Source organism: Microvirga massiliensis, from assembly GCF_001006805.1.
Taxonomy (GTDB): Bacteria; Pseudomonadota; Alphaproteobacteria; order Rhizobiales; family Beijerinckiaceae; genus Microvirga; species Microvirga massiliensis.
This window is the reverse complement of sequence record NZ_LN811357.1, coordinates 199,121-225,068: the sequence shown is the minus strand read 5'-3', so window position 1 is coordinate 225,068 and position 25,948 is coordinate 199,121. Positions and strand designations below refer to the sequence as shown.

General features: G+C 64.3%; 23 protein-coding genes. 10 read left to right on the top strand and 13 right to left on the bottom strand.

Going from position 1 to position 25,948, the window contains the following annotated elements; all coding sequences use genetic code 11:
* Window positions 1-20: 20 nt before the first annotated feature.
* The 4 genes from BN1233_RS23415 (at window position 21) to BN1233_RS23400 (ending at window position 4,221) form a co-directional block, all read left to right on the top strand.
* Window positions 21-1,010: a sialic acid TRAP transporter substrate-binding protein SiaP gene (locus tag BN1233_RS23415; protein WP_046866016.1), complete on the top strand. Its 990-nt coding sequence runs from the start codon at window positions 21-23 to the stop codon at window positions 1,008-1,010.
* A gap of 142 nt (window positions 1,011-1,152) precedes the next feature.
* On the top strand, window positions 1,153-1,728 hold the full coding sequence (locus BN1233_RS23410) for a TRAP transporter small permease (protein WP_046866015.1): 576 nt from the start codon (window positions 1,153-1,155) through the stop codon (window positions 1,726-1,728).
* A 40-nt stretch (window positions 1,729-1,768) separates the two neighbouring features.
* Window positions 1,769-3,175: a TRAP transporter large permease gene (locus tag BN1233_RS23405; RefSeq protein WP_046866014.1), complete on the top strand. Its 1,407-nt coding sequence runs from the start codon at window positions 1,769-1,771 to the stop codon at window positions 3,173-3,175.
* Window positions 3,172-4,221, top strand: a complete 1,050-nt coding sequence (locus BN1233_RS23400) for an L-idonate 5-dehydrogenase (protein ID WP_046866013.1) — start codon at window positions 3,172-3,174, stop codon at window positions 4,219-4,221. Before BN1233_RS23405 ends, BN1233_RS23400 begins: the two co-directional genes overlap by 4 nt.
* Window positions 4,222-4,503: 282 nt before the next feature.
* On the opposite strand, the gene BN1233_RS23395 is transcribed toward BN1233_RS23400, so the two are convergent.
* From BN1233_RS23395 to BN1233_RS23380, 4 genes are all read right to left on the bottom strand, one after another.
* Window positions 4,504-5,919 (bottom strand): virulence factor family protein, encoded by a 1,416-nt coding sequence (locus BN1233_RS23395; RefSeq protein WP_048708399.1) that lies wholly within the window; start codon window positions 5,917-5,919, stop codon window positions 4,504-4,506.
* Window positions 5,916-8,573 (bottom strand): bifunctional lysylphosphatidylglycerol flippase/synthetase MprF, encoded by a 2,658-nt coding sequence (mprF, locus tag BN1233_RS23390; protein WP_048708397.1) that lies wholly within the window; start codon window positions 8,571-8,573, stop codon window positions 5,916-5,918. The genes BN1233_RS23395 and mprF overlap by 4 nt, the downstream gene beginning before the upstream one ends.
* A 112-nt stretch (window positions 8,574-8,685) precedes the next feature.
* Complete coding sequence (gene secD / locus BN1233_RS23385) at window positions 8,686-11,202, bottom strand: protein translocase subunit SecD (protein WP_046866012.1); 2,517 nt, start codon at window positions 11,200-11,202, stop codon at window positions 8,686-8,688.
* 94 nt (window positions 11,203-11,296) lie between these two features.
* Window positions 11,297-11,659 carry a hypothetical protein gene (locus BN1233_RS23380; protein WP_046866011.1) on the bottom strand — a complete coding sequence of 121 codons (363 nt, stop codon included), beginning with the start codon at window positions 11,657-11,659 and terminating at the stop codon, window positions 11,297-11,299.
* Window positions 11,660-12,341: 682 nt separating this feature from the next.
* Between BN1233_RS23380 and BN1233_RS23375 the strand changes: the two genes are divergently transcribed.
* Window positions 12,342-14,249 (top strand): glycoside hydrolase family 15 protein, encoded by a 1,908-nt coding sequence (locus tag BN1233_RS23375; protein WP_082145612.1) that lies wholly within the window; start codon window positions 12,342-12,344, stop codon window positions 14,247-14,249.
* On the opposite strand, the gene BN1233_RS47200 is transcribed toward BN1233_RS23375, so the two are convergent.
* Together BN1233_RS47200 and BN1233_RS23370 are read right to left on the bottom strand one after the other, a co-directional pair.
* The gene (locus BN1233_RS47200; RefSeq protein WP_154678289.1) at window positions 14,224-14,394 is read right to left on the bottom strand and encodes a hypothetical protein; all 171 of its coding nucleotides are present in this window, start codon (window positions 14,392-14,394) and stop codon (window positions 14,224-14,226) included. The genes BN1233_RS23375 and BN1233_RS47200 overlap by 26 nt on opposite strands.
* A gap of 125 nt (window positions 14,395-14,519) precedes the next feature.
* Entirely contained in the window at window positions 14,520-15,233 is a 714-nt protein-coding gene (locus BN1233_RS23370) for a hypothetical protein (RefSeq protein WP_046866010.1), read from the bottom strand.
* Between the two features lie 165 nt (window positions 15,234-15,398).
* Between BN1233_RS23370 and BN1233_RS23365 the strand changes: the two genes are divergently transcribed.
* The 4 genes from BN1233_RS23365 to BN1233_RS23350 all read left to right on the top strand — a co-directional run bounded on the left by BN1233_RS23365 (window position 15,399) and on the right by BN1233_RS23350 (window position 18,026).
* Window positions 15,399-16,235, top strand: coding sequence for a lytic murein transglycosylase (locus tag BN1233_RS23365; protein ID WP_052763908.1), 837 nt, complete (start codon window positions 15,399-15,401; stop codon window positions 16,233-16,235).
* 164 nt (window positions 16,236-16,399) lie between these two features.
* Window positions 16,400-16,783 (top strand): MbcA/ParS/Xre antitoxin family protein, encoded by a 384-nt coding sequence (locus BN1233_RS23360; protein WP_046866009.1) that lies wholly within the window; start codon window positions 16,400-16,402, stop codon window positions 16,781-16,783.
* Window positions 16,743-17,510, top strand: coding sequence for an RES family NAD+ phosphorylase (locus BN1233_RS23355; protein WP_046866008.1), 768 nt, complete (start codon window positions 16,743-16,745; stop codon window positions 17,508-17,510). The genes BN1233_RS23360 and BN1233_RS23355 overlap by 41 nt, the downstream gene beginning before the upstream one ends.
* Window positions 17,511-17,561: 51 nt before the next feature.
* Entirely contained in the window at window positions 17,562-18,026 is a 465-nt protein-coding gene (locus BN1233_RS23350) for an NUDIX hydrolase (protein ID WP_046866185.1), read from the top strand.
* 52 nt (window positions 18,027-18,078) lie between these two features.
* Here the strand turns inward: BN1233_RS23350 and BN1233_RS51165 are convergent, their stop codons facing one another.
* Window positions 18,079-19,134 carry a BON domain-containing protein gene (locus tag BN1233_RS51165; RefSeq protein ID WP_046866007.1) on the bottom strand — a complete coding sequence of 352 codons (1,056 nt, stop codon included), beginning with the start codon at window positions 19,132-19,134 and terminating at the stop codon, window positions 18,079-18,081.
* A gap of 359 nt (window positions 19,135-19,493) precedes the next feature.
* Window positions 19,494-20,210, bottom strand: coding sequence for a L,D-transpeptidase (locus BN1233_RS23340; RefSeq protein WP_046866006.1), 717 nt, complete (start codon window positions 20,208-20,210; stop codon window positions 19,494-19,496).
* Between the two features lie 168 nt (window positions 20,211-20,378).
* On the opposite strand from BN1233_RS23340, the gene BN1233_RS23335 reads away from it, so the two are divergent.
* Window positions 20,379-21,671 carry a peptidoglycan L,D-endopeptidase MepK gene (locus tag BN1233_RS23335; protein WP_052763894.1) on the top strand — a complete coding sequence of 431 codons (1,293 nt, stop codon included), beginning with the start codon at window positions 20,379-20,381 and terminating at the stop codon, window positions 21,669-21,671.
* A gap of 142 nt (window positions 21,672-21,813) precedes the next feature.
* Here the strand turns inward: BN1233_RS23335 and BN1233_RS23330 are convergent, their stop codons facing one another.
* From BN1233_RS23330 to BN1233_RS49170, 5 genes are all read right to left on the bottom strand, one after another.
* Window positions 21,814-22,347: a hypothetical protein gene (locus BN1233_RS23330; RefSeq protein ID WP_048708391.1), complete on the bottom strand. Its 534-nt coding sequence runs from the start codon at window positions 22,345-22,347 to the stop codon at window positions 21,814-21,816.
* Between the two features lie 338 nt (window positions 22,348-22,685).
* Window positions 22,686-23,930 carry a flavin-containing monooxygenase gene (locus BN1233_RS23325; protein ID WP_046866005.1) on the bottom strand — a complete coding sequence of 415 codons (1,245 nt, stop codon included), beginning with the start codon at window positions 23,928-23,930 and terminating at the stop codon, window positions 22,686-22,688.
* A 62-nt stretch (window positions 23,931-23,992) separates the two neighbouring features.
* Entirely contained in the window at window positions 23,993-24,643 is a 651-nt protein-coding gene (locus BN1233_RS23320) for an SCO family protein (protein ID WP_425311740.1), read from the bottom strand.
* A 28-nt stretch (window positions 24,644-24,671) separates the two neighbouring features.
* Entirely contained in the window at window positions 24,672-25,784 is a 1,113-nt protein-coding gene (locus tag BN1233_RS23315) for an MBL fold metallo-hydrolase (protein ID WP_046866004.1), read from the bottom strand.
* Window positions 25,759-25,948: hypothetical protein (locus BN1233_RS49170; protein WP_048708389.1), on the bottom strand; the 190-nt coding region annotated here is incomplete at its 5' end. The genes BN1233_RS23315 and BN1233_RS49170, both read right to left, overlap by 26 nt.

Genomic DNA, 25,948 nt, shown 5'->3' with positions numbered 1-25,948 from the left:
TCTAACCGAAGGAAACAACCATGAAGGTAAGATGGTCGGCGCTTGCCGCCGCAGCACTCGGTCTTTCGATCACTGCAGGAGTGGCAGAGGCTCAGACGAAACTGAAATGGGCGCACGTCTATGAGACGTCCGAGCCGTTCCACACCCAGTCCGTCTGGGCTGCGCAAGAGATCGCCAAGCGTACGGACGGGCGCTACCAGATCGATGTTTATCCAGCGTCCCAGCTCGGCAAGGAAACCGATATAAACCAGGGCCTGTCGCTCGGCTCAGTCGACATGATCATCTCGGGCTCCAGCTTCGCATCCCGGAGCTATGCGCCCATCGGCGTGACCTATTATCCGTACATCTTCCGCGACGCGAACCATCTTCTCGCCTATACCAAGAGCGACGTATTCAAGGAGCTCGCGAAGGGTTATTCCGACAAGACCGGCCACCAGATCCTGGCCGTGACCTATTACGGCGCGCGCCATACGTCGTCGAACAAGCCCATCAAGAGCTGCGCCGACTTGAAGGGCCTGAAGATCAGGGTTCCCGACGTTCCGGCCTATCTCGCCATGCCGCGCGCCTGCGGAGCCAATACTGCGCCGATCGCCTTCGCAGAGGTCTACCTCGCGCTTCAGAATGGCACTGTCGAAGCTCAGGAAAACCCGCTGACCACGATCGAGGCCAAGAAATTCTACGAGGTCCAGAAGCACATTGCGCTCACCGGGCATATCGTCGACCACCTCAACACGGTGGTCTCGTCGAGCCTGTGGAAGAAGCTCTCCGACGAGGACAAGAAGATCTTCACGGAAGTCGCCCAGGAAGCCGCTGCACGGGCGACCGCAGAGATCCAGGCCAAGGAGAAGGAACTCGTCGGCTTCTTCAAAGAGAAGGGCCTCACGGTGTCCGACGTCGACAAGGACGACTTCAAGCAGACCGTTTTGAAGAACGTCTCGTTCGAGTCCTTCGGGTATCGCAAGTCGGATTACGACCGGATCCAGGCCATCCAGAGCGAACCCGCGCTGTGAGTGCCCGCCTGCCCGGGGAGCATGACTCTCCGGGCAGGCCCTCGTGGATGAGCCCGGCGCTTGAGGATCAGCCCGGGAAGCGCCCATCGTGCGCAGCATGGGTTCCATTCGACTGCGAGCCCGAAGGACATTGGAGCACCGCATGACTGAGGTTCATACGCAGGTATCGGCCGAGGAATTGGCCCACACGTTCGAGGAGGCCGAACCGGAGGTCGATCTCAGCCAATACGCGGTCGAGGATTGGATAACCCTGGCGATCTTCTGGCTGATGGCCGGCGCCGTCTTCCTGCAATTCTTCACCCGTTACGTGCTGAACGATTCGTTTGCCTGGACGGAGGAGATCGCCACTTATTGCCTGGTGGCCGTCGTGTTCATCGGATCCGCGATGTGCATCCGTCTCGACCGCCACATCCACGTGGATCTGATCTTTCGGTATCTCCCTCAGGCACCTGCAAGGGTCCTATCCACCGCGATCGACATCGTGCGCATCGCCTTCTGCGCCTACGCGGCCTTTCTCGTGTGGCGGTTCATGGAAATCGTCGAGGGCGAGACCATGACGACGATCATGCTGCCGAAGAACCTGATCTATGGCTGCGTGTTCCTGGGCTTCGTCCTCATGTTCGTCAGGTCGGTTCAGGTCTCCATCCAGAACTGGCGGCGCGGCTACTCGATCCTCGAGAGGCCCGAGGCCTTCGACACGGTCACGATCGAGCCATAGCCCGTTTCATTCCTCCCGAGCATTCTTCAGGACCAGGCCCATGCTGATCCTCATCGGTTCGTTTCTCGTTCTCCTGATTCTCGGACTGCCGGTGGCTCTGCCCATGGCGGTAGCGTCGCTGCTTTACATTGTGGCGACCGGAACGGCCCCCGACGTCATTCTGGCTCAGCGCATGATTGCCGGCGTTGAGAGTTTCCCGTTGCTGGCTGTCCCGTTCTTCATCCTCGCCGGCAACCTGATGAACATCGCCGGCGTGACGGGGCGAATCTACGGCTTCGCTGTCGCACTCGTCGGCTGGATGAGGGGCGGGCTCGGGCAGGTCAATATCATAGGCTCCGTGGTCTTCTCGGGCATGTCGGGCACCGCGATCGCCGACGCGGCCGGGCTCGGGACGATCGAGATCAAGGCCATGAAGGATCACGGCTACTCGACGGAGTTCGCTGTGGGTGTCACTGCAGCCTCGGCCACATTGGGGCCCATCATTCCACCATCCTTGCCTTTCGTGATTTACGGCATGATGGCGAATGTCTCCATCGGCGCGCTCTTCCTCGGCGGAGTGATCCCGGGCGTCTTCATGACGCTCCTGATGATGGCGACGGTAGCCTTCTTCGCACACCGGAATAGGTGGGGGAACGACACTCCGTTCTCCTGGCAGCAACTCGGAAGCGCGACGATCGAAGTCGTGATCGTGCTGGCGTTCCCGGTGGCCGTCTGGCTCATGGTCCTGGCGGGCCTGTCGACCAATGTCTCCATCGGGATTGCGCTCGCAGTCCTCCTGGCGCTCGACTGGTATTTCGACTTCTCCGCCGTGATGGCACTCATGGCGCCGGTCATCCTGATCGGCGGCATGACCATAGGATTGTTCACGCCGACCGAGGCAGCGGTTGCGGCCGTGATCTGGTCCCTGTTCCTCGGCCTCGTGCGCTACCGTTCCATGACACTGAGAACGCTGGCCAAGGCAAGCTTCGACACGATCGAAACGACGGCGTCGGTTCTGTTCATCGTGACGGCGGCCTCGATCTTCGCGTGGCTCCTCACCGTCAGCCAAGCGGCTCAGATCCTGTCGGATACCATTCTCGGCATTACGCAGAACAAGTGGGTCTTCCTGCTCCTCGCCAACCTCCTCATCCTGTTCGTCGGCTGCTTCATCGACACGATCGCGGCTATTACGATTCTCGTGCCGATTCTCCTCCCGATCGTCCTGAAGCTCGGGATCGACCCGATCCATTTCGGCTTGATCATCACGCTCAACCTGATGATTGGACTCTTGCACCCGCCTCTCGGGATGGTTCTGTTCGTCCTGGCGCGTGTGGCCAAGCTGTCGGTCGAACGCACCACCATGGCGATTCTTCCGTGGCTCGTCCCATTGCTGCTCGCGCTCGTCGCCGTCACCTATATTCCGGAACTCACACTCTGGTTGCCACGCACGATGGGAGTGACGAAATGAACGACATGGCTCTGGCGGCTACGCTTTTCGGGGCGGAGGATCTGCGCATGGTCGAGGCGCCGCTCGGCCCGCTCGCGCCCGGAATGGTGCGGGTGCGTTTCGGCGCGGGAGGCATCTGCGGCTCCGACATGCACTATTTCCGGCACGGGCGGACGGGTGACTTCGTGGTCGAGACACCACTGATCCTTGGCCATGAGATCGCGGGCGAGGTCGTGGAGATCGTCGGACCGGCTTCAGGGCTGCAGGTCGGCGATCGCGTGGCCGTGAATCCGTCACGCTGGTGCGGGCATTGCGCCCGATGCCGGGAGGGGCGTCCGAACCTCTGCGAGAACATCTATTTCATGGGCTCGGCTTCGAAGAAGCCTCACATGCAGGGCGGCTTCGCGACCTATTTCGATGCGATACCCGCCCAGTGCATCAAGGTACCGGCTGACACGCCGCTCGTGGCGGCGGCCTTGGCGGAACCCCTCGCGGTCTGCCTGCACGCCGTCCATCGGGCGGGCCCGGTCGAGGGCAGGCGAGGGATCGTGTTTGGCGCCGGGCCGATCGGACTGCTCACCTTCATGGCGGCCCGCCTTGCTGGAATGTCCGAAATCGCGATCGTCGATATCGCAGCCGCGCCGCTCGCCTTCGCGCAGCGCCTCGGTGCGGATCACGTCATCGATCTCTCCCGAGGGGAGCAGGAGCTTCGGGATCTGGCAGCGGAGCGAAACTTCGATGTCGCTTTCGAGGTGTCGGGCACGGCTGCCGGTCTCTCGTCGGCGATCTTCACGGTCCGTCGCGGCGGGACGGTCGTGCAGATCGGCAACCTGCCGGGCGGGCAAATTCCGGTTCCGGCTAACGCCGTCATGGCGAGAGAAATCGACCTGAAAGGCTCGTTCAGGTTCGGACATGAGTTCGAAGAGGCCGTGCACCTCATCGTCGACAAGAAGATCGACGTCATGTCGCTCGTCACGGCCGAGCGGCCGCTCTCGTCGGCACAGGAGGGTTTCGCTCTGGCTCTCGACCGCTCCCGGAGCGTGAAGGTCATGCTGATAGCGCCGTGAGCGGCACTGACGAGGAGAGTTGCATGCCATCGCGAGCGGAGCGAAGCGATCCAGGTGTCGGCGCATGGCTCCTGGATTGTGTCACCTTCGTTCGCAATGACGGAGTGGGTCTGGAGTTTGTTTCTGTTTCCGGCAGTGCTCTTCGCGTTCTTACCCCCTCACCGTCATTGCGAACGAAGTGAAGCAATCCAGGAGCGCATCGGGAAACGGGTAGATTGCTTCGCCTCCGGCTCGCAATGACGACAGTGGCAGTGCGTTATCGTTCGTGTCGGCGAAATCGCACTACGGTGCAGGATGAGAACCATCACCCTGCATCCGTTTCCAGATCGCCTCCGCCACGACCGTGTAGTCGCCGTCGAAGTGATGGCCGCCTTCGAGAGCGATGCGCTGCGCGCGATCGAGCTCGGGCGCGATGCATGAGGTTTCTTTATCCTCCGCATTTTCTTTGCCGTAGATGCACTGCGTTCGATCCATGGGGAGCCTTACGAGCGCGGGCGTCAGCGGGCGGCTCTCGGCCGAGGCGGAGCCGATGAAGCCTTCGACCGTGATCTCGAAATCGGCATTCGTGCCGAGGGCGAGAAGCGACACCAGGCCGATGTGATCTCGCACTGTCTTGGGCAGAAGAGGCCAGACGTCCGGCATGATGTCGGCGCCGAACGAATAGCCGATGAGCGCATAGCGCGTGGTGCCGAACTCCTTCCCGTAATGATCGAGCAGAAGCGCCAGGTCCGCGGCCACCTGGCCGGGGCTCTTCTTCGACCAGAAGTAGCGCAGCGAATCGACGCCCACCACGGCAACGCCGCGCTCCGACAGCCATTCGCCGATCGATTTATCGATATCCCGCCAGCCGCCGTCGCCCGAGACGATGACCGCGAGCGCCGAGATCGGGCCGTCGGGCTTGATGACCGAAACCGGTAGATCTGAAGCGCCTCGCTCGCCGCCCTTCCCGAAGCGCAGGGCGCTTTCGACGAGCGCGCGCCGCACCGACGCATCGTCGTTGGCGGATACGAACTCGGCTTCGTCGATTTGCTGCTGGAAGGCCGTGATTGCGCTTCGGTCGGCATCGCTCGCGATCACCCGCCATGGGCCCGGCAGGCCCTCGTCGTTGGGCAATGCGTAAGCGCCGTCGCCTGCAGGCTTCAGGGCCGGATCGAAGCAGTAGGGGCGGTCGGATTTGAGCACCGGCTGAAAGCCGACGCTGATCGCCCCGCCGAGCGTGTTGTCGGGAGCCTGCGCGAGAGCCGCGTAAGCAAAGGCGGCGCCGTCACCACGGCCGCCGATGACCGGAAAGAAATAACGCTTCAGGCCGAGCTTGCGCTCCACGGCCTGCGCCATGTCCTTCAGGTCGTCGGCGACGTAGTGGCACTCGTCTTCCGGCGGGGATTGCGCGAGCGACTTGCGGAATGCGTCGAAATCGAACGTCACCGCGATGAGACCCTCTGCTGCGAGTGCGGTTGCGTCCTCGCGGCGCGCATCCGCATGCGCTGTATCGACAGCAAGGATCACGAGTCCGCGTGGAACGCGGTCCGAATGCACGATAGCGACGGTTCCGAACCCGTCCACCTCGAGCGCCTCCGTGGAGATATGGGGAGGGCTCAGCGCCGACCAGGCGGCGCGCTCCTGAAGAGCGGCGCCGGTGATGATGGCGAGGAGAGCCAGCACGGTCATGATTCCGCGCATTGCGAAGGGGCTCTTCATGCTTTTCCTCCCCGCTTCATGGCCCTCGACGCGCTGCCCGAGATCAAACCCGTCACGTCGAACAGGATCTGCGGCAATGCCCAGCCTCCAGGAGAGGCGAGATATCGCGGCTCCCAGACGGGTCGGAATTTCTCCTTGTAGGCCCGCAGCCCATGGAAACCGTAGAAGCGTTCGCCATTGCGGGCCACGAATGTCGCGATCTTCTGCCAGTTCGGCGCGAGCCGATGGTCGGACAGGCCGGTGAGCGGCGCCATGCCGAGATTGAACCAGCGATACCCCCGCGACTTGCCTTCCAGCATCAGGCTCACGAACAGGAGGTCCATCACGCCCGAAGAGTCCGGGAGGTGGCGCATGAGGTCAATCGTGATCTCCCCGCCCGGGCGGCCGTACCAGATGTTCGCGAAGGCCAGAATTTTGCCTTCGCGCCGAATGGCGACAATGTCGAAACGGGAGAGATAGCGCTCGGACCAGAAGCCGATGGAGAAACCCTTCTCGCCTGCGCTCCGCTGTGCGAGCCAGACGTCTGATACGGCCTTGAGTTCGGCGAGATGCGCATGAACCTCTGAAGCCGGGATGATCACGAATTCGAGGCCGTCGCGTTTGGCGCGGTTGAGAGCGCTTCGCGAATCCCGCCCGGCACGGCCTTCCGTGGTGAAGGTTGCAAGGTCCACACGGGCCTCTTCGCCGAGCTTGATCAGCGAAAGGCCGGCATCGAGATAGATCGGCAGGTGAGCCGGACTCACCTGATAGAAGACCGGCCAGCCATCATGGCGATCGACCTCCTCGAGGAACCGCCACATCAGATCGGACGCACGATCCGAATTTCCGACCGGATCGCCCATCACGATCCAGCTCTTGCCGCGCACGCCATACATGAGAAAGGCGTCACCGGCTTCGTGGATCAGGAAGCGCTTGTCCTCCAGGAGCGCGAGATGTGCATCGGCGCGTTCCGCGAGGGCCAGGGCGGGCGCGAGCATATCGGGCTTCAGCGGTTCCGCCCTGCGTCCGGACGGCGATCGGTGGATCATCGCGTAGAGCGAAAGGCCAGCGCCGGCGATCACGGCGGCGAGGCTGCCCCGGAGGAAGCGTGAGGCATCGTCGTGCCAGTTGAACTGCCACCAGAGGTCGTGGCTGTAGTCGACACCGTGGAACGCTGCGAATCCGAGCCAGATCGTGCAGCCGATCACGAAGGCGATCGCCACCAGCCAGCGGATTTCCAGGGGCTCGGCGAAGATGCCTGCCTTGCGGTAGAAGGAGGAGCGGTAGATCACGAGCAGGGTCAGGACTGCGCCGAGAACCAGAGCCTCCTCCCAGTCGAAGCCCTTCGCGAGGGACAGCACCATCCCGGCCCCGATCACGACCATCGCGAGCGTCCAGGCGCTCGCGAGGCGTTTCAGCAATCCGCGCGAGATGATCAGGAGGGCGACGCCGGCCGTGCTCGCGACCAGGTGCGAGACTTCCGCGAACGGGAGCGGCACCAGATGCTTCAAGGCGCGGATGCGCGAATAGTCGTTAGGCAAGGCACCGGAGGTGAGAAGGACGAGGCCACCCAGAAACGTCAGGGCCGCCAGTGCCGCCGGCACGAACGGCATGGCGAAACGCCTGACTTTCGCGATGGCCTGCGAGAGCGGCGTCGTGGGCTGCCGCAACTCGTGGACACCGAGGAGAGTGACGGCGAACAGGAACGGGATGAGCGTGTAGGTCAGCCGCCACACGAGCAGCGACGACAGAAGATCGCTTGCCGGTACTCCCGGTAGGGCAAGAATCACGGCCGCCTCGAAGGCGCCGAGACCCGCGGGAGCGTGGCTCGCGATCGCGAGCAGGATCGCGGCCGCGAAGACGGCTGCAAAGGCCGGAAATCCGATCTCGGCTCCTTGGGGGAGCAGGATCCAGAGAGCGGCCGCGGCAGCGGAGATATCCAGCAGACCGAGCCCGATCGGGATCAGAGCAGCACGACCGCCGGGGAAGACTACGCGCGCATTAGCGCGCCCGATCTCGCGCCCGCTCCGGCCGCACCAGGCCAGGAACAGGAGGAGGCCGCCGAGGAGGAGAGAGCCGAGCAGCTGGTTCGCATCGGCCGGCAATCGGTCGAAGGATGACAGCGCCTGAGGCTGGAGCGAGGCGCTGAGGCCCAGAACCGCCGCCATGCCGATCCAGAGCGTCAAGCCCGCAATCGCCGTGAGCTTGGCGATCTCGGTCAGCGACAATCCGGCCGCACTGTAGATCCGGTAACGGACGGCGCCTGCCGTGAGCAGCGGAAAGCCCAGCGTATGGCCGATCGCATAGCTCGTGAACGACCCAAGGGCGATGGTCCGCAAGGGTACGTGCGTCGCGGTCACGGCGCGGACCGCATAGGCGTCATAGCCGATGAGAACGAGATAGCTCGTCGCACTGAGGAGGAGCGATAGCTCGATCAGTCCTCGCGGCATGTTGCGCGCGCTTGCCCAGATCGCCGTGAAATCGAGACCATCGACGAGATGGAACAGCAGCGCGCCGAGCGCCGCGAGGACTGCAAGCGCGAGCAGCGGCGCGGCCTTGCGCTTCAGCGCATGGGGCCTCCCGGCCGGCAGGGATGACGCCGGCTCGGGCGGCGTCGGGTGCGGTGCTTCATCGGCTGGGCCGCTCGCATCCGCACGCAGGACAGCGGATTTCATGGCGAAAGTCTTTCTTCGTATTCGACGGGATGCCGGGCAGGCGCTCCCGAAACCTTTCAAAGGTCCGATGCATCGGCGCCTGCGGGGCGGGATTGCCCCGCAGGCATCACCGTCATGACGTGCTCGGCACGCCGATATGCTGTGTGGCTCGGCCGCGGCGCAGCCGCATCTCGCCGATGTTGAGCAGGATCGGTGCCGCGATGAAGATCGACGAACTCGTCGCCAGGACGAGCCCGAAGAGCAGCACTACGGCGAATTCCCACAGGGCAGGCCCGCCGAACAGCGCCAGCGGTCCGATCGCGAGGAAGAGCGCGAGCGAGGTCCCGATCGTGCGCGACAGCGTCTCGTTGATCGAGAGGTCAATCACCTCGCGAAGAGGCTTCGATTTGTAGATGCGCAGGTTCTCGCGGACGCGGTCGTAGACCACGACCTTGTCGTTGATCGAGAAGCCCATGATCGTGAGGATCGCTGCGATCGAGGTGAGATTGAACTCAAGCCCCGTGATCGCGAAGAACCCGACCGTTTTCGTGAGATCGAGGAACATGGTCACGATCGCGCCGACCGCGAAGGGCCACTCGAAGCGGAACGCGATGTAGACGAACATTGCGATGCCCGCGAGCCCGAGCGCAGTGAGGCCCTCCCGGAAGAGTTCGGATCCGACGGATGCGCCGACCACTTCGACACGACGGACCTGGGCGCCCGGCGCGACGTCGTGCAGCGTTTCCTTCACGCGGTCAACCGCCTGGCTCTGCGCCTCCGACCCGCCCGGCTGCTGCTCGAAGCGCAGGACGACATCCTGCGGACTGCCGAACTGCTGCACCTGCACGGGACCGAGGCCCAGATTGCCGAACCTCTCGCGCAGCATCGCGACATCGGCAGGCCCTTCGGTGCGAACCTCGACGACCACGCCGCCCGCGAAATCGACCCCCATCTGCAGGCCGGGCTTGTAGGCCAGGCCCAGCGAGGCGAGGCTGATCATCGCGGAGACGACGAGACCCGAATACCGCGCGCGCATGAACGGGATCGCGGTGTGCTCGGGGAAGATCCGCCAGCGCGTTCCGATCGTAAGGCTCTTCGGCCGCACGCGCTTGAGCCACCGGCTCATGAGCAGCCGCACCAGCAGAATGGCCGTGAACATCGAGATCACGATTCCGAGACTGATCGTCACGGCGAACCCCCGGATGGCGCCTGTGCCCATGGCGAACAGGATCAGCATCTTGATGAGGGTGGTGACGTTGGCATCCGTGATCGCCGCATAGGCACGGCGGAACCCGGTCTCGACGGCGTGGATGACGCCGCGCCCGCGCTTCACCTCTTCCCGGATCCGTTCGTTGACGAGGATGTTGGCATCCACCGCCATGCCGAGCGCGAGCAGGATGCCGGCGATGCCCGGCAGCGTCAGCGTCGCGCCGAGCAGCGCGAGACCGGCCATCGTGAGCGCGAGGTTCACGACGAGGGCCACGGCGGCATAGATGCCGAAATGGCCATAGATCGCGATCATGAATCCGACGACGAGCGAGAAGCCCGCGAGCACCGACATCAGGCCGGCATGGATCGCATCCGCCCCGAGGCTCGGCCCGACCGTGCGTTCCTCCACGACGGTGAGCGGAGCCGGGAGGGCGCCAGCCCGCAGCAGCACGGCGAGGTCGTTGGCCTCGGCGACCGTGAAGTGACCGCTGATCTGGCCCTTTCCGCCGATGATCGGCTCTCGGATGACGGGTGCGGAGAGCACCTTGTTGTCGAGCACGATCGCGAAGGGCTCGCCGACATGAGCGGTGCTCACGGCCGCGAATTGACGGGTGCCGGTCGAGTCGAGGCTGAAGCTCACGACCCATTCGTGAGTGCGTGAATCCCGCGTCGCATGCGCATCCGTGAGGTCGGCGCCATCGACCTCGACATGCCGCCGCACGGCAATCGTCCGGGCGCCGCCGCTTTTCTCGGCGAGAGGGAGGAGCTCGGTATCGGCGCCCGCCGCGGACTCGCCCGAAGCCACGAGACGGAAGGTCATCTTCGCGGTGGAGCCGAGGAGGCGCTTGATGCGGCCGGGATCCGATACGCCCGGCAATTCGACGATGATCCGGCTCTCGCCCTGGCGCGCGACCACGGGCTCGTTGACGCCCGTCTCATCGATCCGGCGGCGCACGATGGCGATCGATTGCTGCACGGCTTTCGAGGTGACGTCGGCGAGGCCGGGTTCGGAAAGCGTCAGCAGCAGCCGCGTGCCCTGAGCTTCGGCGGTGAGCAGGGAGGCCCGCGCAGGGCCCTCGCTGCGCGCGGAGATGATGTCGGCCAGTGCCTTCCGGGCTCTGTCCACATCCGCCTCGTTGAGGAGCTGGATCGTGAGCGTCCGATCCCGGGCGATGAGCCCGCTATGGCGGATGCCAGCCTCCCGGAGGGCCTGTACGGCCTGCGCCCGGAGCGAATCGAGCCGCTCCTTGAGAACCGCTTTGGTGTCAACTTCGAGGAGAAGGTAGGATCCGCCCTGGAGATCGAGGCCAAGGTTGATTTCCGGGTGGGGCATCCACGCCGGCAGCATGCTGGACGGGATGAAAGCGATTGCGCTGATCACGGCACCAACCAGGCAGATGCCCAGGATGATGGCCGTCTTCAGACGGGAAAAGATGAGCATGACAGGTCTCGTCACAGCATGAGCAAAGGCGCGTGCACGACATGAGGTGCACGCAGCGACACGCGGCGCTCATGGGGCGCGCGTGCAGTCTGGCTCAGGCGTGAGGAGGCCCGGTGGGCGGAGCGGAACAGGGCCTGTGGGAGGGCGGCGCCGTAGGATAGGATGCGCGGCCCGCCTGGATCAGCTTGGCGAGGTCGAGAACGACCTCAGGCTCGCACGGGAGCAGAACCGGATCGAGTCCCCCGTCTCCGTCGGAACTGTCGGGCTGGGCTTTGGCCTCGACGGTCCATTGGCTCGTCTTCCCGTGAGAGGGATCGATGACCTTCAGCGACCCTTCGACCGCGCGGATCCGGGTACCGTGCCCCGGACGATCGGGCTCGACCGATGGAACTCCCGTCACGAGCAGAAGCGCCAGCAGCACCTGCAGCAGGCCGACAAAGGGGCGGGACGGGATCACGGCTTCAGGTTGCCTCGCGTCGCGGGAGCGACCGCTCCAAGATGATCCCGATCATGGCAAAAGCAAGTTGAACCTTGGTGGCATCGCGGTCGCAGGAGGCCGCGACGCCATGCCCGGAGGCACCCGGGAGATCTCCGGGAGTGCCATGGCATCTCCGCCTAGTGCGAAACGAACCTTTACTGCACATCAGAGTTAGTGGGCACACGGGCAGGAGATTGCACATGGCGCGCCCGCATCATTGGTCGCTCGCAGTTGCGTTGCTGATCATGTGTCCCACCACTAGCTTTGCTCACAGCTGGTATCCGATCGCCTGTTGCAGTGACAGGGATTGCCACCCCTTGAGCGAGGCGAACGGCCAGACAGTCGAGGAATCGCCCGCAGGATGGAAGCTGTGGGATGGCCGCATCATTGCGCGAGGGGCGGCAAAAGTCTCTCCGGACCAGCAGTTTCATCTCTGCGAGACGCCATCCAAGAGCATCATCTGTTTCTTCGCGCCTCCAGGAGGGTCGTGATCGCCCGATCGGGTGATGTTCCGAAGGAGCAGTCATGAAGAGCAGCCCGATGTCGGCGGAAATTGACGACCCGCCCTGACCGGGGCGCAGGCCATGCACTTTCACCGCCGAACCATTTCGCTCCTTCATCCCGGCCGGGCCTGCTGGCCCGGCCGTCAGTGTTGAGTCGCATGATGCCCTCGATTGAGAGTTACGGACTGATCGGAGACTGCGAGACAGGTGCCCTGGTCGGGTGCAACGGCTCCATCGATTGGCTCTGCTGGCCCCGGTTCGATTCAGACAGTTGCTTCGCGGCTCTCCTCGGTGACCCGAAACATGGCCGATGGCAAATCGCCCCCCCGGATGCCGATGCCTTTCGCGGGCGAGCCTACCGAACCAACACGCTCATCCTGGAAACGAGATTTGGGACGAAGGATGGCGAGGCGACGCTGATTGATTTCATGCCGCCGCGCGGCACGAATTCCGACGTCGTCCGGCTTGTGCGCGGCGATCACGGCCGGGTCTCGATGCGCATGGAGCTGGTGGTGCGCTTCGGATACGGCAAGGTCACTCCCTGGATCAGGCGGCTGGACGAGGGGAGCGGGGCAACGCTGCAAGCCGTCGCGGGTCCCGACATGGTAGTCCTGCGAACGCCGATTCCCCTCGACGTGGATCAGGCCGTGATCAAGGCCGAGTTCGAGGTCGGCGAGGGTGAGACGGTTCCTTTCGTCCTCACCTATGGCCCGTCCTATGCGCCGCCGCCTCGGCCTATCGACCCGTTCTCGTCCCTCGACGACACGGAGGGGTTCTGGACGCAATGGTGTGCCCAGCGCCGCAGAGCGCGCAAGCTCGTGAAAGGCCAGGGGGACGGGCTTGCTGCTGCGATCGACAGGTCCCTCATTACCCTGAAGGCCCTGACCTACGCCCCGACCGGCGGGCTCGTGGCGGCTGTCACGACCTCCTTGCCGGAGCGGTTCGGGGGCGAGCGGAACTGGGATTACCGCTACTGCTGGCTCCGGGATGCCACCCTGACCCTGCTCGCGCTCATGAACGCGGGCTACTACGAGGAAGCTGAGGCCTGGCGAAACTGGCTGCTGAGGGCGGTTGCCGGAAGTCCCGATCAGCTTCAGATCATGTACGGCATTGCCGGCGAGCGGCGGCTGACCGAGTGGGAGATCCCGTGGCTACCCGGATACGAGGGGTCGCGGCCGGTGCGCGTCGGCAATGCGGCGCATGGGCAACTCCAGCTCGATGTCTTCGGCGAGGTCATGGATGCCTTGCACCAGGCCCGTTGCGGCGGTCTCCCCGAGAACGCCGCGGCCTGGTCGCTGCAGCTGGCTCTTCTGTCGCATCTCGAGGATGTCTGGCGGGAGCCCGACGAGGGCATCTGGGAAATGCGCAGCGGAGGCCGGCACTTCACCTATTCGAAGGTGATGGCGTGGGTCGCCTTCGACCGCGGCATCAAGAGCGCACAGGCGTTCGGACACAAGGCTCCCGTCGAGAAATGGCAGCAGCTCCGCCAGATCATCCACGACGACATTTGCACGCACGGATATAATTCGAAGCTTCGGAGCTTCGTTCAATCCTATGGATCGACGGCGCTCGACGCGAGCCTGCTGCTCCTGCCGTCGCTCGGTTTCCTGCCGGCCTCCGACCCGCGCATCACGGGTACCGTCAGCGCGATCGAGCGCAACCTTATGCATGACGGTTTCGTGCGGCGTTACGATGTCGATCAGACGCAGGACGGCTTGCCTGGCGAGGAGGGCGCCTTCCTGGCCTGCACGTTCTGGCTCGTGGACGCCTACCTCATGCAGGGACGGATCGATGATGCACAGAGGTTGTTCGACAAGGTGCTGAAGGCGCGTAACGACCTGGGACTTCTGTCGGAGGAATTCTTCCCCAATTCAGGACGCCAGGCGGGCAACACGCCGCAGGCATTCTCGCATGTAGGGCTGGTGAACACCGCCTATAATCTCGCACACGCCTTGAAGTCTTCGACGAAAGAACAGCCACCCGCAAGCCTGAAGCGAGGCGGCCGGGAGAGCAGTGGCGATCGGGCCGGGAACAAACAGGCTACAGGCGGAGCCGGATCGCCATGATCTCGGCATAGCCGGCAATAGCGCCGGCACTGATCCCGTCTGCCAAAGCTTCCGCCGGCTTATCGGGCATCACGAACCACCAGAGGACGACCGTGCCGGTAAGCATGGTGGCGAAGTGCATTGCGATGAAAAGGCGAAACTTCACCCCTGGATCCCTTGCTCGAAGCAGAGGCCGCAGCTTGGGGCAGAAGTCGCCCGGCGTAAAGACGAGGTGATCGCGCTCCGGAGGCAGCTCTGTACGATCGTGCAATGCTGCCGCGGCCCAGTGTGTCAGCGCTCGGCAAGCGGGTCGGGCCGGCAATCCTCTTCCGTCTCGATCCGGAGCGAGGACAGCATGCGCGAGACGTGCCGATCGTAAGCCTCGCGGGCCCCGACATTCACGAGAGTGACGTCGACGACCGACTTGTGATCGACGACGATGAACGTCTCGATCACATGGGAATGGCTTTCAGCGGCGAAGTTCGCGTCGATCCAGGTTGCGGACCAATGGCTCACGCCGACGTAGTTTGTCGGCTCGTGGAGAACCGCCTGAGCAGGCTTTCCGATGATCTCCTCATATTGCTTCTGAAGGGCCGCCGCCTCCCGGCCCGACAGGTCGGCCTCCTGGGAATCGCGCGGTTCAACCGTGCTTCGTGCGTCGATCTCGAACTCGGCTCCCGACTTGGCGTCGAGGAGGTGAGCCCTGCCTCTGTCGGTCGACAAGGTCCAGTTTTCGGGAAGCCGGAGCGAAATGCAAAGTCCCGCTGCCAGCCTCCCGCGCACGCTCCTTTCGTGAGCACTCGGATCGGACTGTGCCGTCAGTCCAGCCACAGAGGACGGAAACGGCGCACGGTCGGGTTCGAACTTGGCGGAAGGACCGACCGAGGAGAATGCGAGCGATCCCGGAAGGGCGAGGAACACCGCAAGGCAGGCGATCCGCGTCGGGCGCACGTACGCGGTGCGCGGATCCCGGCTGCGAATAAGTCTTTGGTCCGCATGCACCATGAGCCATCACCAAGCGTCGCAGTAATCGGGGAACGCGACTCAAACTTCGTTGTTCCGCGCTTGGCTGGGAGGACCCTCCCGCCGGCACACCTACTCTTCCAAAAAGACGGCCCCAATTGTCACTCTGCAGAATGGTCAAGTTTCAGCCGGAGATTGCTCATGAGAATGCCTGTGCGAATGATGTTGGCCGTTGTGGCCGGAGTGATGGGAGCGGTCGTAGCCGGCCCGGCTTCCGCGCTCACCTGCCAGGATCCGGCGGGCTTCGACAAATGGCTCGGCGACGTGCGGCGGGAGGCTGCGGCGCAGGGAATCTCGGCCCGGGCGGTCAACGCCGGCCTGGACGGCGTTACCTACGACCCAAGCATCATCAAGCGAGATCGCGGGCAGCGTTTTTTCAAGCAGAGCTTCGAGCAGTTCTCCGCCAAGATGGTGCCACTCTATCGTGTCCAGAAGGGCTCGAGCCTGTTGCGGCAATATGCGGGGCTCTTGTCCAGGATCGAGCAGGAGTTCGGCGTTCCCGGTCCGATCCTGGTTGCCATCTGGGGGCTCGAAAGCGACTTCGGGGCTGCGCGGGGCAAGTTGCACACGATTCGTTCGATCGCGACCCTGGCCTATGACTGCCGCCGGACGGAACTGTTCACGCCTCAGCTCTTCGATGCCTTGCGGATCATCCAGCGGGGCGACCTCTCGCCCGACGAGATGCGGGGGGCCTGGGCAGGGGAACTCGGCCAGGCCCAGTTCATGGCGTCGAACTACTACAGGCTCGCTGTCGATTTCGACGGCGACGGGCGACGCGACCTGATCAGGAGCGTGCCCGACGTCCTCGCATCCACGGCGAACTACCTGAAGAGCCATGGCTGGCAGCGGGGCGGTTCGTGGGAGCCTAGTACCCCGAATGCGGAGGTTCTCAGGGCCTGGAACAAGTCGCCGGTCTATGCCCGGACGATCGGCTATTTCGCCACGAAACTCGAGAACGGAGCGAGTGCACGAGCCACCCGATAGGGCGGATGGCGCGGGAGAGTGCAGACGCTGCGCAGTCGCGCCTCGACGGATCATGGCTGCTTTCCCTGTCCGGACCGACGGAGGGTGCGACGCAAGGCTCCTCGCCCGGGCAGCCCCTTTCCTGGGAAAGATTTTGCCTATATAGTTTCTGACAGGAGGGTCTCATGCACTCTGTCGGAATTCGAGCGGACGCGAAGGCGGAAGAGGGGCGTGTCCTGTCGAAGGCCACGCTCAGGGCGGCGGATCACCTCGGGATCACCGCCAAGGTGCTGGCCGGCGTGATCGGGGTCTCCGAGCCGACCGTGTCCCGCATGCGCCGGAACGAACACGTCCTGGAGCGCGGAACGAAGCCGTTCGAATTGGCCGTCCTGTTCGTGCGCCTCTACCGCTCCCTCGATGCCATCGTCGGAGGAGACGAGGCGGTCGCGCGGGCCTGGCTCAGAAACCCGAACACCGCGCTCGACGGCAGGCCCGTCGAGAAGATCCAGAGCGTGGCCGGACTCGTCGATGCCATTCAGTACCTGGACGCCCGACGCGCTCTCGCGTGAGACGCGGGCTTATGCCGGGTTCTGCTGGCGGCTCGTCGAGGCGCAGCACCGGGTCTCGACCCTCAAGCTCGCCGACAGTCTCGAGGAGCAGGATCTGCTCGAGGGCCTGATCGAGGAGACGAAGCCGGCCGTTCCACCTGAGTGCCGCCATCTCGACTATCTCCTGTCGACGCCGTTCCGCTACGGCACGGTCTACCCGCATGGTTCCCGCTTCCGGCGGGCCGGGAGGACGCCCGGGGTCTACTACGCTGCCGAACGACCGGAAACGGCGGTGGCGGAGATGGCCTTCTACCGCCTTCTGTTCTTCGCCGAGTCACCCGAGACGCCTTGGCCGTGGGATCCGGGCGAATACACCGCGTTCGCAGCCGTCCTCCGGTCGGAGCGGGCGATCGATCTGACGGCACCGCCGCTCACGAGCGATCGCACCGCCTGGATGCACGTTACCGATTATGTCGCGTGCCAGGACCTTGCCGATGCATCGCGCGAAGCCGGGGTCGAGATCATCCGCTACGAGTCGGTTCGCGATCCGGACCACCGCAGGAATGTCGCTCTCCTGACCTGCCGAGCCTTCGAGAAGCCGAGACCGGCCCGGCGCCAGACCTGGCGAATTCGCCTGAGCCCGTCCGGAGTCCAGGCAATTTGCGAGTTTCCGGATATCCGCATCGAGTTTGGTCGGAATGCCTTCGCGGCGGATCCCCGGATCGCCGCCTTCTCATGGGACCGGTGAGGTGTTCCTCGCGTCACGACAGGGGTGAGCGCAGTGCCGAAACTGAGCGCAGTGCCGAAACGAAGTGCGGGTCTCGTCCTCTATCGCATCCGGTCCAGTGAACTTCAGGTTCTGCTCGTGCATCCCGGAGGACCGTATTTCGCGAAGAAGGATGCCGGCGCCTGGTCGATCCCGAAGGGCGAATATGGTGATGGCGAGGATCCGCAGGCGGCGGCTCTTCGCGAGTTCGAGGAAGAAACGGGCGTCCGGCCGAGCGGCTCAGCGGTCTTCATCGGAGAGATCCGCCAGTCCGGCGGCAAGCGTGTGATGGCGTTCGCGGTCGAGGGAGATCTGGATCCGGCGATAATCCGCAGCAATCAATTCGAGATGGAGTGGCCGCCGCGAAGCGGACGCCGGCAATCTTTTCCCGAGATCGACGAGGCGAGATGGTTCGGTCTCGAGGAGGCGCGGATCAAAATCCTGGTCGGACAGGCGCCTTTGCTCGATCGCTTGTGCGAGACGGTCCCGATCCCATGAAGAACGGGCGGATTGCTCCGCCCGTTCTCTCGTATTCGCTCTGCCGTCGCGGTCAGGTATTGGCCTCGGCCTTGCGCGGGCCCGTGCGATCCGACGTGCTGGCTTCGCTTCCTCTGGGGCCGACCTCGACACCGCCGAGACCCGTGCCTTGCGGCCCGGTCGTGCTGCCGCTGCTCATGCTGCTCCGGGTCCCGCTCGTGGTGCCCTGGCTCGCCATGTGCTGCTGGACGCGAAGATTGTTCTGCACGTGGGTGACGCCCGAAACCCGCTCCGCACAATCCTCGGCCCGCCGCTTGGCCTCGCGGCTGTCGACCGTGCCGGTGAGCGTGACCTCGCCATTCGAGACGCTGACGTCGACCTCACTGGCATCCACGATCGGGTCGTCGGTGAGACGATCGTTCACATCCTCCCGGATGCGGTCGTCGGACCGTTTGTAGCCCTTCGGGCCGCGGCCACGATGGTGCTGGGCCGACCAGTCGTCGCGCCGAGCATCCTGCTCGCGGCGACGTTCGGCATCCTCGTCCCCGAACCAGGAAGACACCTCGTCGCTGAAGCGATCCCATCCGCTGCGTTCGCCGCGATAGCCCCCCATGTCCCGGTCGGAGCCACGATAACCCTGATCGGCGCCGTAGAAGCCGCCATAATAGTCGTTGCCGCCGGTGCCGCGCTCGTAATTGCCGCGGGCATAATCCCGATAGGAGTCGCCATAACGCTCGGCACCGTATCCGCCGCCATAGTCGCGATCGGAGTCGCGACCCCGGAATGCGCTACGGTACCGTTCGGAGCCGTATCCTTGTCCGAAGTCGCGATCTTCGCGCTCCCGATACGGCCCACGATAGCGCTCGGAACTATAGCGGTCGCCGTAATCGCGATCGAAGTCGCGATCCCGGAATCCACCGCGATAATCGCCGCCATATCCGCCACCGCCGTATCCGCCGCGATAGACGTCGCCGCGGCCCTCGTAGCCGCGACCGCTGCGGTAATCCTCTCCGCGATCATCGAAGTCACGGCGACCGCGACGATAGCCCTCGCCACGATAGGAACTGTAATCGTCGTCGCGATAGCGACGCTGCTGTCGATCGTTCCTCCACCAGTCGTTGTCCGCCATTGCTGGGATCCTTGTTCCGGAATGCAGGAAGGCCGTCATGCCAGACAGCCGTCAGGGCAACGCCTCCGGCAAGTTCAGCGTTCCAAAACGAGAACGGGCCCAATGGCTTGGCTTGACTGCAGGGTCTGGATGAATGAGGGCGAGTCTTCCGGAATGACGCTGGAGATCGTGCGCTTGTTCATGAATGGCAACACGGTCGAACCGCAGTAGGCGTGATGCACTGCCGCTTCCGCCGCACCTCCGTCTTTGCGAGCCGCAGGCGAAGCAATCTACCCGTCGACGGATGCGCTCCTAGATGGCTTCGCTCCGCTCGTAATGACGGTGAGTGATGAGGACAGGAAGTGCCGCGGAATGAAATCTCAGGCGAGCACCATGACCTTCGTGCCGGGCTCCGTCCGGCTGTAGAGGTCGATCGCGTCCTGGTTGATCATCCGAATGCAGCCGGAAGACACGTTCTTCCCGATCGTCTGGGGTTCGAACGTGCCATGAATGCGATACAGCGTGTCCTTGTTGTTCTGCCACAGATACATGGCCCGTGCGCCGAGCGGGTTCCGCGGACCGCCCGGCATGCCGAGGCCGCCTTCGAGGTCGGTGAGCTGGCGCCTGATTTCGGGCTGGCGCTGGATCATCTCCTTCGGGGGATACCAATCCGGCCATTCCCGCTTTTCGCGGATTGTCGCCGTCCCAGACCAGCCGAACCCTTCGCGCCCGACACCGATGCCGTAGCGAACGGCGCGACCACCCTCCAGCATATGATAGAGGTGCTTATTGTCCGGATCGACAATGACCGTGCCCGGCGGCTCGGCGCTGGCGTAATCGACCTCTGCCCTGAGGAAAATCGGGTCGATCCTGGACACGTCTACGGCCGGGACTGGGAACGGCTCGTCGTCGATCGGGCCGTACATGTCCTCGGAGAGGACGGCCGTGCGCCGCCCGGAGGCCGGGACGGGCAGAAACTGCGGGCCACCCGCTCCAGCGAACGGCGCCTCGCTGGGAACGCACCCGGCCAATCCCATCGTGGCGAGAGTGACGGCGCAACCACCCATCAGGACGATACGGCGGTTCAGGTCCGGCATGGTTCGCGTCCCGGCTTCTCGTTCGAAAAGTAAAAACCTTTACGGTTAAGTAGTCGAGTACAACAATTTTGCCATGGTTCGTCCCCAGAAAAGGGATTCGACCCGCCGGCGTACGAGGAGGCGAGAGCCCGTCTCCTCCCGACCGGGGGCATTTCTCGGGGGCATCTCGTGAGATTCCGCTCTGGCCGTGACCATATTGCGAGGAGGCGCTCCAGCCGCGCCTTCCTGGGCTTCGTTGGCATCGTGGCGGGCCTGCTGGCCGGCACGGTGCGCACGCAGGATGCTGCGGCCTTCGGCGAGACGCGCAGCCTGACCCTCTACCATACCCACACGCGCGAGAGCGCCACGATCACGTTCCGGCGCAACGGCGAGTACGACGAGGAGGCGCTGAACCAGCTGAACTGGCTCCTGCGCGATTGGCGGGTCGAGCAGCAGGCCAAGATGGACCGGCGCCTGTTCGACATCCTCTGGGAGGTCTATCGCGAGACCGGGTCCTCGGCGCCGATCGAGGTGATCTCGGCCTACCGATCACCGACCACCAACGCCATGCTGCGCAGCCGCTCAAAGGCCGTCTCCGAGCACAGCCAGCATATGCTCGGGCACGCGATGGACGTCCGGTTTCCCGACGTCGACACGGGCAAGCTGCGCGAGGTCGCGATGAAGATGCAGTATGGCGGTGTCGGCTATTATCCGTCATCGTCCTTCGTGCATATCGACACCGGCAGCGTGCGCGCCTGGCCGCGCATGTCGGAAGAGCAGCTCGCGCGCCTGTTCCCGGACGGCAAGACGGTCCATCTGCCGCCGAGCGGCAAGCCGCTGGCCCGCTATGCGGAGGCAAAGGCCGAGATTGCGGCCCGCGACGCGGCCCTGGCCTCCGGCGCCACGACCGGCCCGTCGCTGGGCAGCCTGCTTGCGGGCCTCTTCCGACGGGATCAGAGCGCCCAGCCGACGCCGAATGCGGAGGCAGCGCCGCAGTCACGCCAAGTGGTCCTCGCTTCGGCAGCGGGCGCGGCACTGCCCGAGGCGCTGAGCTTCGCGCCTTTGCCGCCGCGCCGGCCGGCCCTCGCTCCACCATCTCCCGTGTCGCAGGAAGTGGCTGACATGGCGGACGACGAGGCTGCTTCTGCGGCCTCGGGTGAGCTCGTGGTGGCGGCGCTCACGCCACCGGTCGAGATCCAGGCGGGGCAGGGGAGGCCTGTTTCCGAGGATCGTTCGGACGCCTCGCGGTTGCTCTTCTCATCCGTACCCGTGCATGCGGTTTCGGGCGCTGGTGCCGTCGCGCCGACGCATCGCACCGATTCCGCACAGATCCTCCCGGTTGCCCTTGTCGTGGACCCGGGTGCGGCCCTGCTCGATATCAGGTTCACGCATCAGGCTGCAGGGGGACCCAACCCGGCGCATTTTGCGGGACCGGCCATTGAGCCGTTGCCGGTCGTTCCCAGGTTGCACGCGCAGCTCTGAATTGCGCCGCGCTTTGCAAAACGGTTTATGCCGGTATTGCAAAGCGCATACCGAGAAGACCGAACCCCACATTGTCGAGCGTCGGCTGCCTCATATGGATCTGCGCCAACGGCCGCGAAGACTGCAGCGGCCGGCGCGGGGATCAGCGCATCAGCTGAATACGGACGGCATCTGCTCCGAGTGCCAGCATCAGGCCCTGCCGCTTTGCATTCAGTCGCAGGACGACGCCCTTGTCGTTCTGCAGCCAGAGCCGGCCGTCTCCCTGATTGGCCAGGGCCCAGCCGACGCGGACCTGCCCGTAGACGCCTTCCAGATCCCGGGCTCGAGCCAGCTGATAAACCTGCCCGCTTGCTTCGAGCCTCGAGGCGCCGATGCCTCCGACGCCGAGGCCGTTGATCGTGAACGGATAGGAGCGCCCACGGAAGTAGAGCTTCCCGCCGCCGACTGCAGCACTCCCGATGAAGGCCATCTGGACCTGTTCGATGGAGACTCTGCCGGAGGGCTGCGGCGATGGCGATATTTGCGCACCAGCCTGTGATGCAGTGCCGACCGCGATCGCCATGATGAAGATGGCCTGCTGAACTCTCCTGCGAACTCGCGACGCTCGCATCACGGCATCCTCCTGGGCATTCTGATGATCGAATTCGGGATGGAACGCGTACGCCGGGTAGCGCAATCTCCATGTTCCACACCGCTCATAGGTCGCTGGTTCAACCGCATGTTTGCTGCAGAGCCACGCGCCTCCATCGGATGATTTCGGTTCGCGTTTGCAGCCGGGTGAGGTGCATTGCTGCGCGTTGTACGAAACTCTCTGGCCGGTGATTGAATATCCTATCCGAGCCACGTCACTGCGCTTGATCGGAGAGGACAAGGTTTTGACAGTTTGGGCCAACGCGGGTTTGGCATGGGCGCGGCAGCCGCTCGGAGCGATCCTGTGGGCCTTGTGGGCACACGATCACGATCCGCGACCGATGCTTGGTGGAAGCCGAAGTTCAGCGAGTGAAGGAACCGCGGTCAGCGGCGCACCAGGATGTGCTCGACCACGAGTTGCGGCTCCTCAGTGAGCGCAAACAGCGTGCCGGACTTGCGCGTGATCGCGAGGTCCAGGCCGGCAAAGTAGATGCCGGGCTGCGCGGCAACACCCTTCTCGTGCACCGGCTGTCTCCGCGCATCGAGCACCCCTGGCACCCGCACCCACCCGAAGTCGCCCCCGAAGCCGGTGCACCAGATCACCGTCGCGATGCCGCATTCGACCGGATCGAGCGAGCGGATCGGCGGATCCGGCAGATGCGGCGCGACGCTCTCGGCGGGGTCCGGTTCCGCAGCGGGAATATCGAGCCCCTCTCGCGCAATGTAGTCGTCGATGTAGCGCTTGAATGCCGTTGAGGATTCGTCTCCGAAGCGGATGTTCTCCTCCAGATCATCCGCGAAATTCAGGCGCGTACCGTCCCCGACCCCGATGAAACGACCGAGGAGCACGACACCCTGCGCGCTGAGCGATTGCAGGCTGATCGAGTGGCCCACGCCAAGCAGCGGCCGCGCCGCGATGTGGCCGGCGGCGTCCAGCAAATCCTTCCGGGGTACGTCGTAGAGCCCGCTGCGACGGAGCCAGAACGTGATGTCGCGCCCACGGTAGCGACGTGGCAGGCGTCCGACGCGGCCGGTGGCGAGGAACACGCCTCGACCGGCCTGCACGAGATCTTCCGCGATCTGACCGCCGCACTGGCCGCTGCCGACGACCAGCACGGCTCCCGCGGGAAGCGCCGCGGGATCGCGATAGTCGGACGCGTCTATCTGGAAGAGCCCGGGCGGCAATGCCGCTGCCGCCGCCGGCCTGTGCGAGCGGTTCAGATTGCCGCTCGCGATCACCACGTTGCGCGCCCGCCGCGCGCCGCGCGGCGTCTCCAGGCGGTAGACGTTGTCCCGCTCGTCACAGGCTAGATCGACCACTGGGGTATCGGTGTCGACCGGCAGGCGATTGCGCGCGGCGAAGCCCTCGAGCAGGGCGACAAACGCATCGCGTGTCATGAAGCCCTCCGGGTCGGGGCCGTCGTAGGTGTCGCCGGGCATGACCGACAGAGCGTTGGGAGTGTTCATGCGGAAGGAATCCCAACGCTGGGTGCGCCAGGTCTCGCCGATCCGCCCTCGTTCGAGCACGCGATGCCGCAGACCCGCCTGGCCCAGGTAGTAACTGACGCCCAGGCCGGCCCATCCGGCACCAACCACCACGGCGTCGAGAAGATCGGTGTCGGACGTCATCAGCGCGTCCTCTCGCGATATCTGCGGTCTCCGCGTCCCCGGATCTTGCTCCGCCGGGTCGCTCACCGGGCGACCGGGCTTGCGCGGTTGCTCGACGGTAGATGCTGCCGCAAAACCTGCCCCAAGCGCTCGGCAGACGTCCCGGGCGGGAAAAAGCCAACATATTGGCCCGCAGGGTCGACCAGGTAAATGAACGCCGTGTGATCGACCGAGTACTCGAGCGTCCCGGCAGCCGGCACCTTGGCGTAGAACACCTTGTAGGCCGATGCTGCCCGGCTGATCGCTGCGGGATCACCCGTCAGGCCAACAAGCCGCGGATGGAAAAGGGCAACATATTCCGCCAGATGTTCGGCGCTATCTCGCTCCGGATCCACGGTGATGAAAACAGGCTGGACTGCATCCCCGGCGGGACCGAGCTGATCGACCGCTTGGGCGATCACATGGAGATCCGTCGGGCAAACGTCAGGGCAGTAGGTAGATCCGAAATAGAGCAGGAGCCACTTTCCGCGAAAGTCTGCGTCCGTCTTCACCCGCCGGGTATGGTCGATCAGTGAGAAGGGCCCGCCGATGGGCTCCTTGTTCCACATCAGGACATCCATGAGCTCAGCGGCAGAGCGCTTGGGAGCCGTGGCGGTCTGAGCGCCCGCGCCAAGAGCGCCTGTCAGAAGTGCCACACTCATCGCGAGCGGCCATGTCCGGAAGCGTGCGCTCACTGCGTCGAGCCTCGTGCGAGGCGTTGAGCTACGCGCCAAAGGTGATCTGGCTCCCGGTGGTCGAAACCAGCAGTTTCGCGGGCATCTGCTGACGCATCGCCTGCACGAAGTTGCTCCCGCTGCAATGCATCGGGATGACAACGTCCGGCTCGAGTTTTGCAATCTCGGCGATCACCTGGTTGAGGTAATCGGGCGGGGCTGGTCCGAGATGAAAGCCACCGGCGATCGCGTGCACCTTCCGGATTCCGGCCACCTCCTGCGCCTGGCGGACCGAATTCACGATGCCGACGTGCCCGCACGAGCTGATCACGACGAGGCCACGATCCTTGATGTTGAAGCAGGTCGCGTGCTCGTGAATGTGCTCGTCGGGGACGATCTTGCCCTGCACTTCAGCCGGTGCGTAGTGGCTTGCGTCGCACCCCAGGCCATCCTTCATCGCAAATTCGACGAAGGTGTTGGGGAGCACGCGCTCGATGCTGGCCCGCTTGATCTTTCCGGTCGTGAAGGCGTGACCCGAGATCACCGTGGGGACCTCACACAGAACGGTTGCGACCTTCTGGGCGGCGAGCTCGCGGCGATCCAGAACGCCGAAGTCCGTGAACTGGCCCGGTGTGCCAGTGCCCTGGACACGGTGGCAGAAGTTGTCCTCACCCCCGGCGTAGAGCTTCAGCTCTGCGGGCAACACCGAGCGATACTTGTTCAGGAACCCGAGCAGCCCGCCGTAATGGTCGAAATGTCCATGGCTGACGATCAGCGCATCGAGCTTGCCGGGATCGACGCCGGTGATGTCGATGTTGTTCAGCAGTGCCTCCGGGCTGTAGCCGAAGTCGAGCATCATCGCTTTGGCTTCGCTACCGCGCTGGGACTCAAGAAACAGCGACAAGCCCCATTGGTTGTGGAGGATCTGACGATAGTCCTTGGGCCTGGGCGCCGGCTGGATCGAGACGCCATTCACCTCGCTCGGCCTGAGGAAGAGATCATGGCTGGAATCGATCAGGACCCGCATCGCGAGCCTGTCGACGGTCGGCACCTCGATCGGAGCGGCACGGGCGATCCCTACGCAAGAAAAGCCCGCCGCTGAGGCTCCTGCCAGGGAAGCCGACATCCTCAGGAAATCACGCCGCCGCAACGTGTGGCTCATCGTAGCTCTCCTCGTCGTCCGATACGAAATGCGGCGATGCGCTACCTGCCGCGGGAGGCGAACTGGCGCTTGGCGGGAGGGGATCGGCAGGCCCTCGACGCGTCAGCAAGAGAATGACTGCTTGGAAACCATCATACGCCTGGTTTGCGATCTGTGCGAACCTT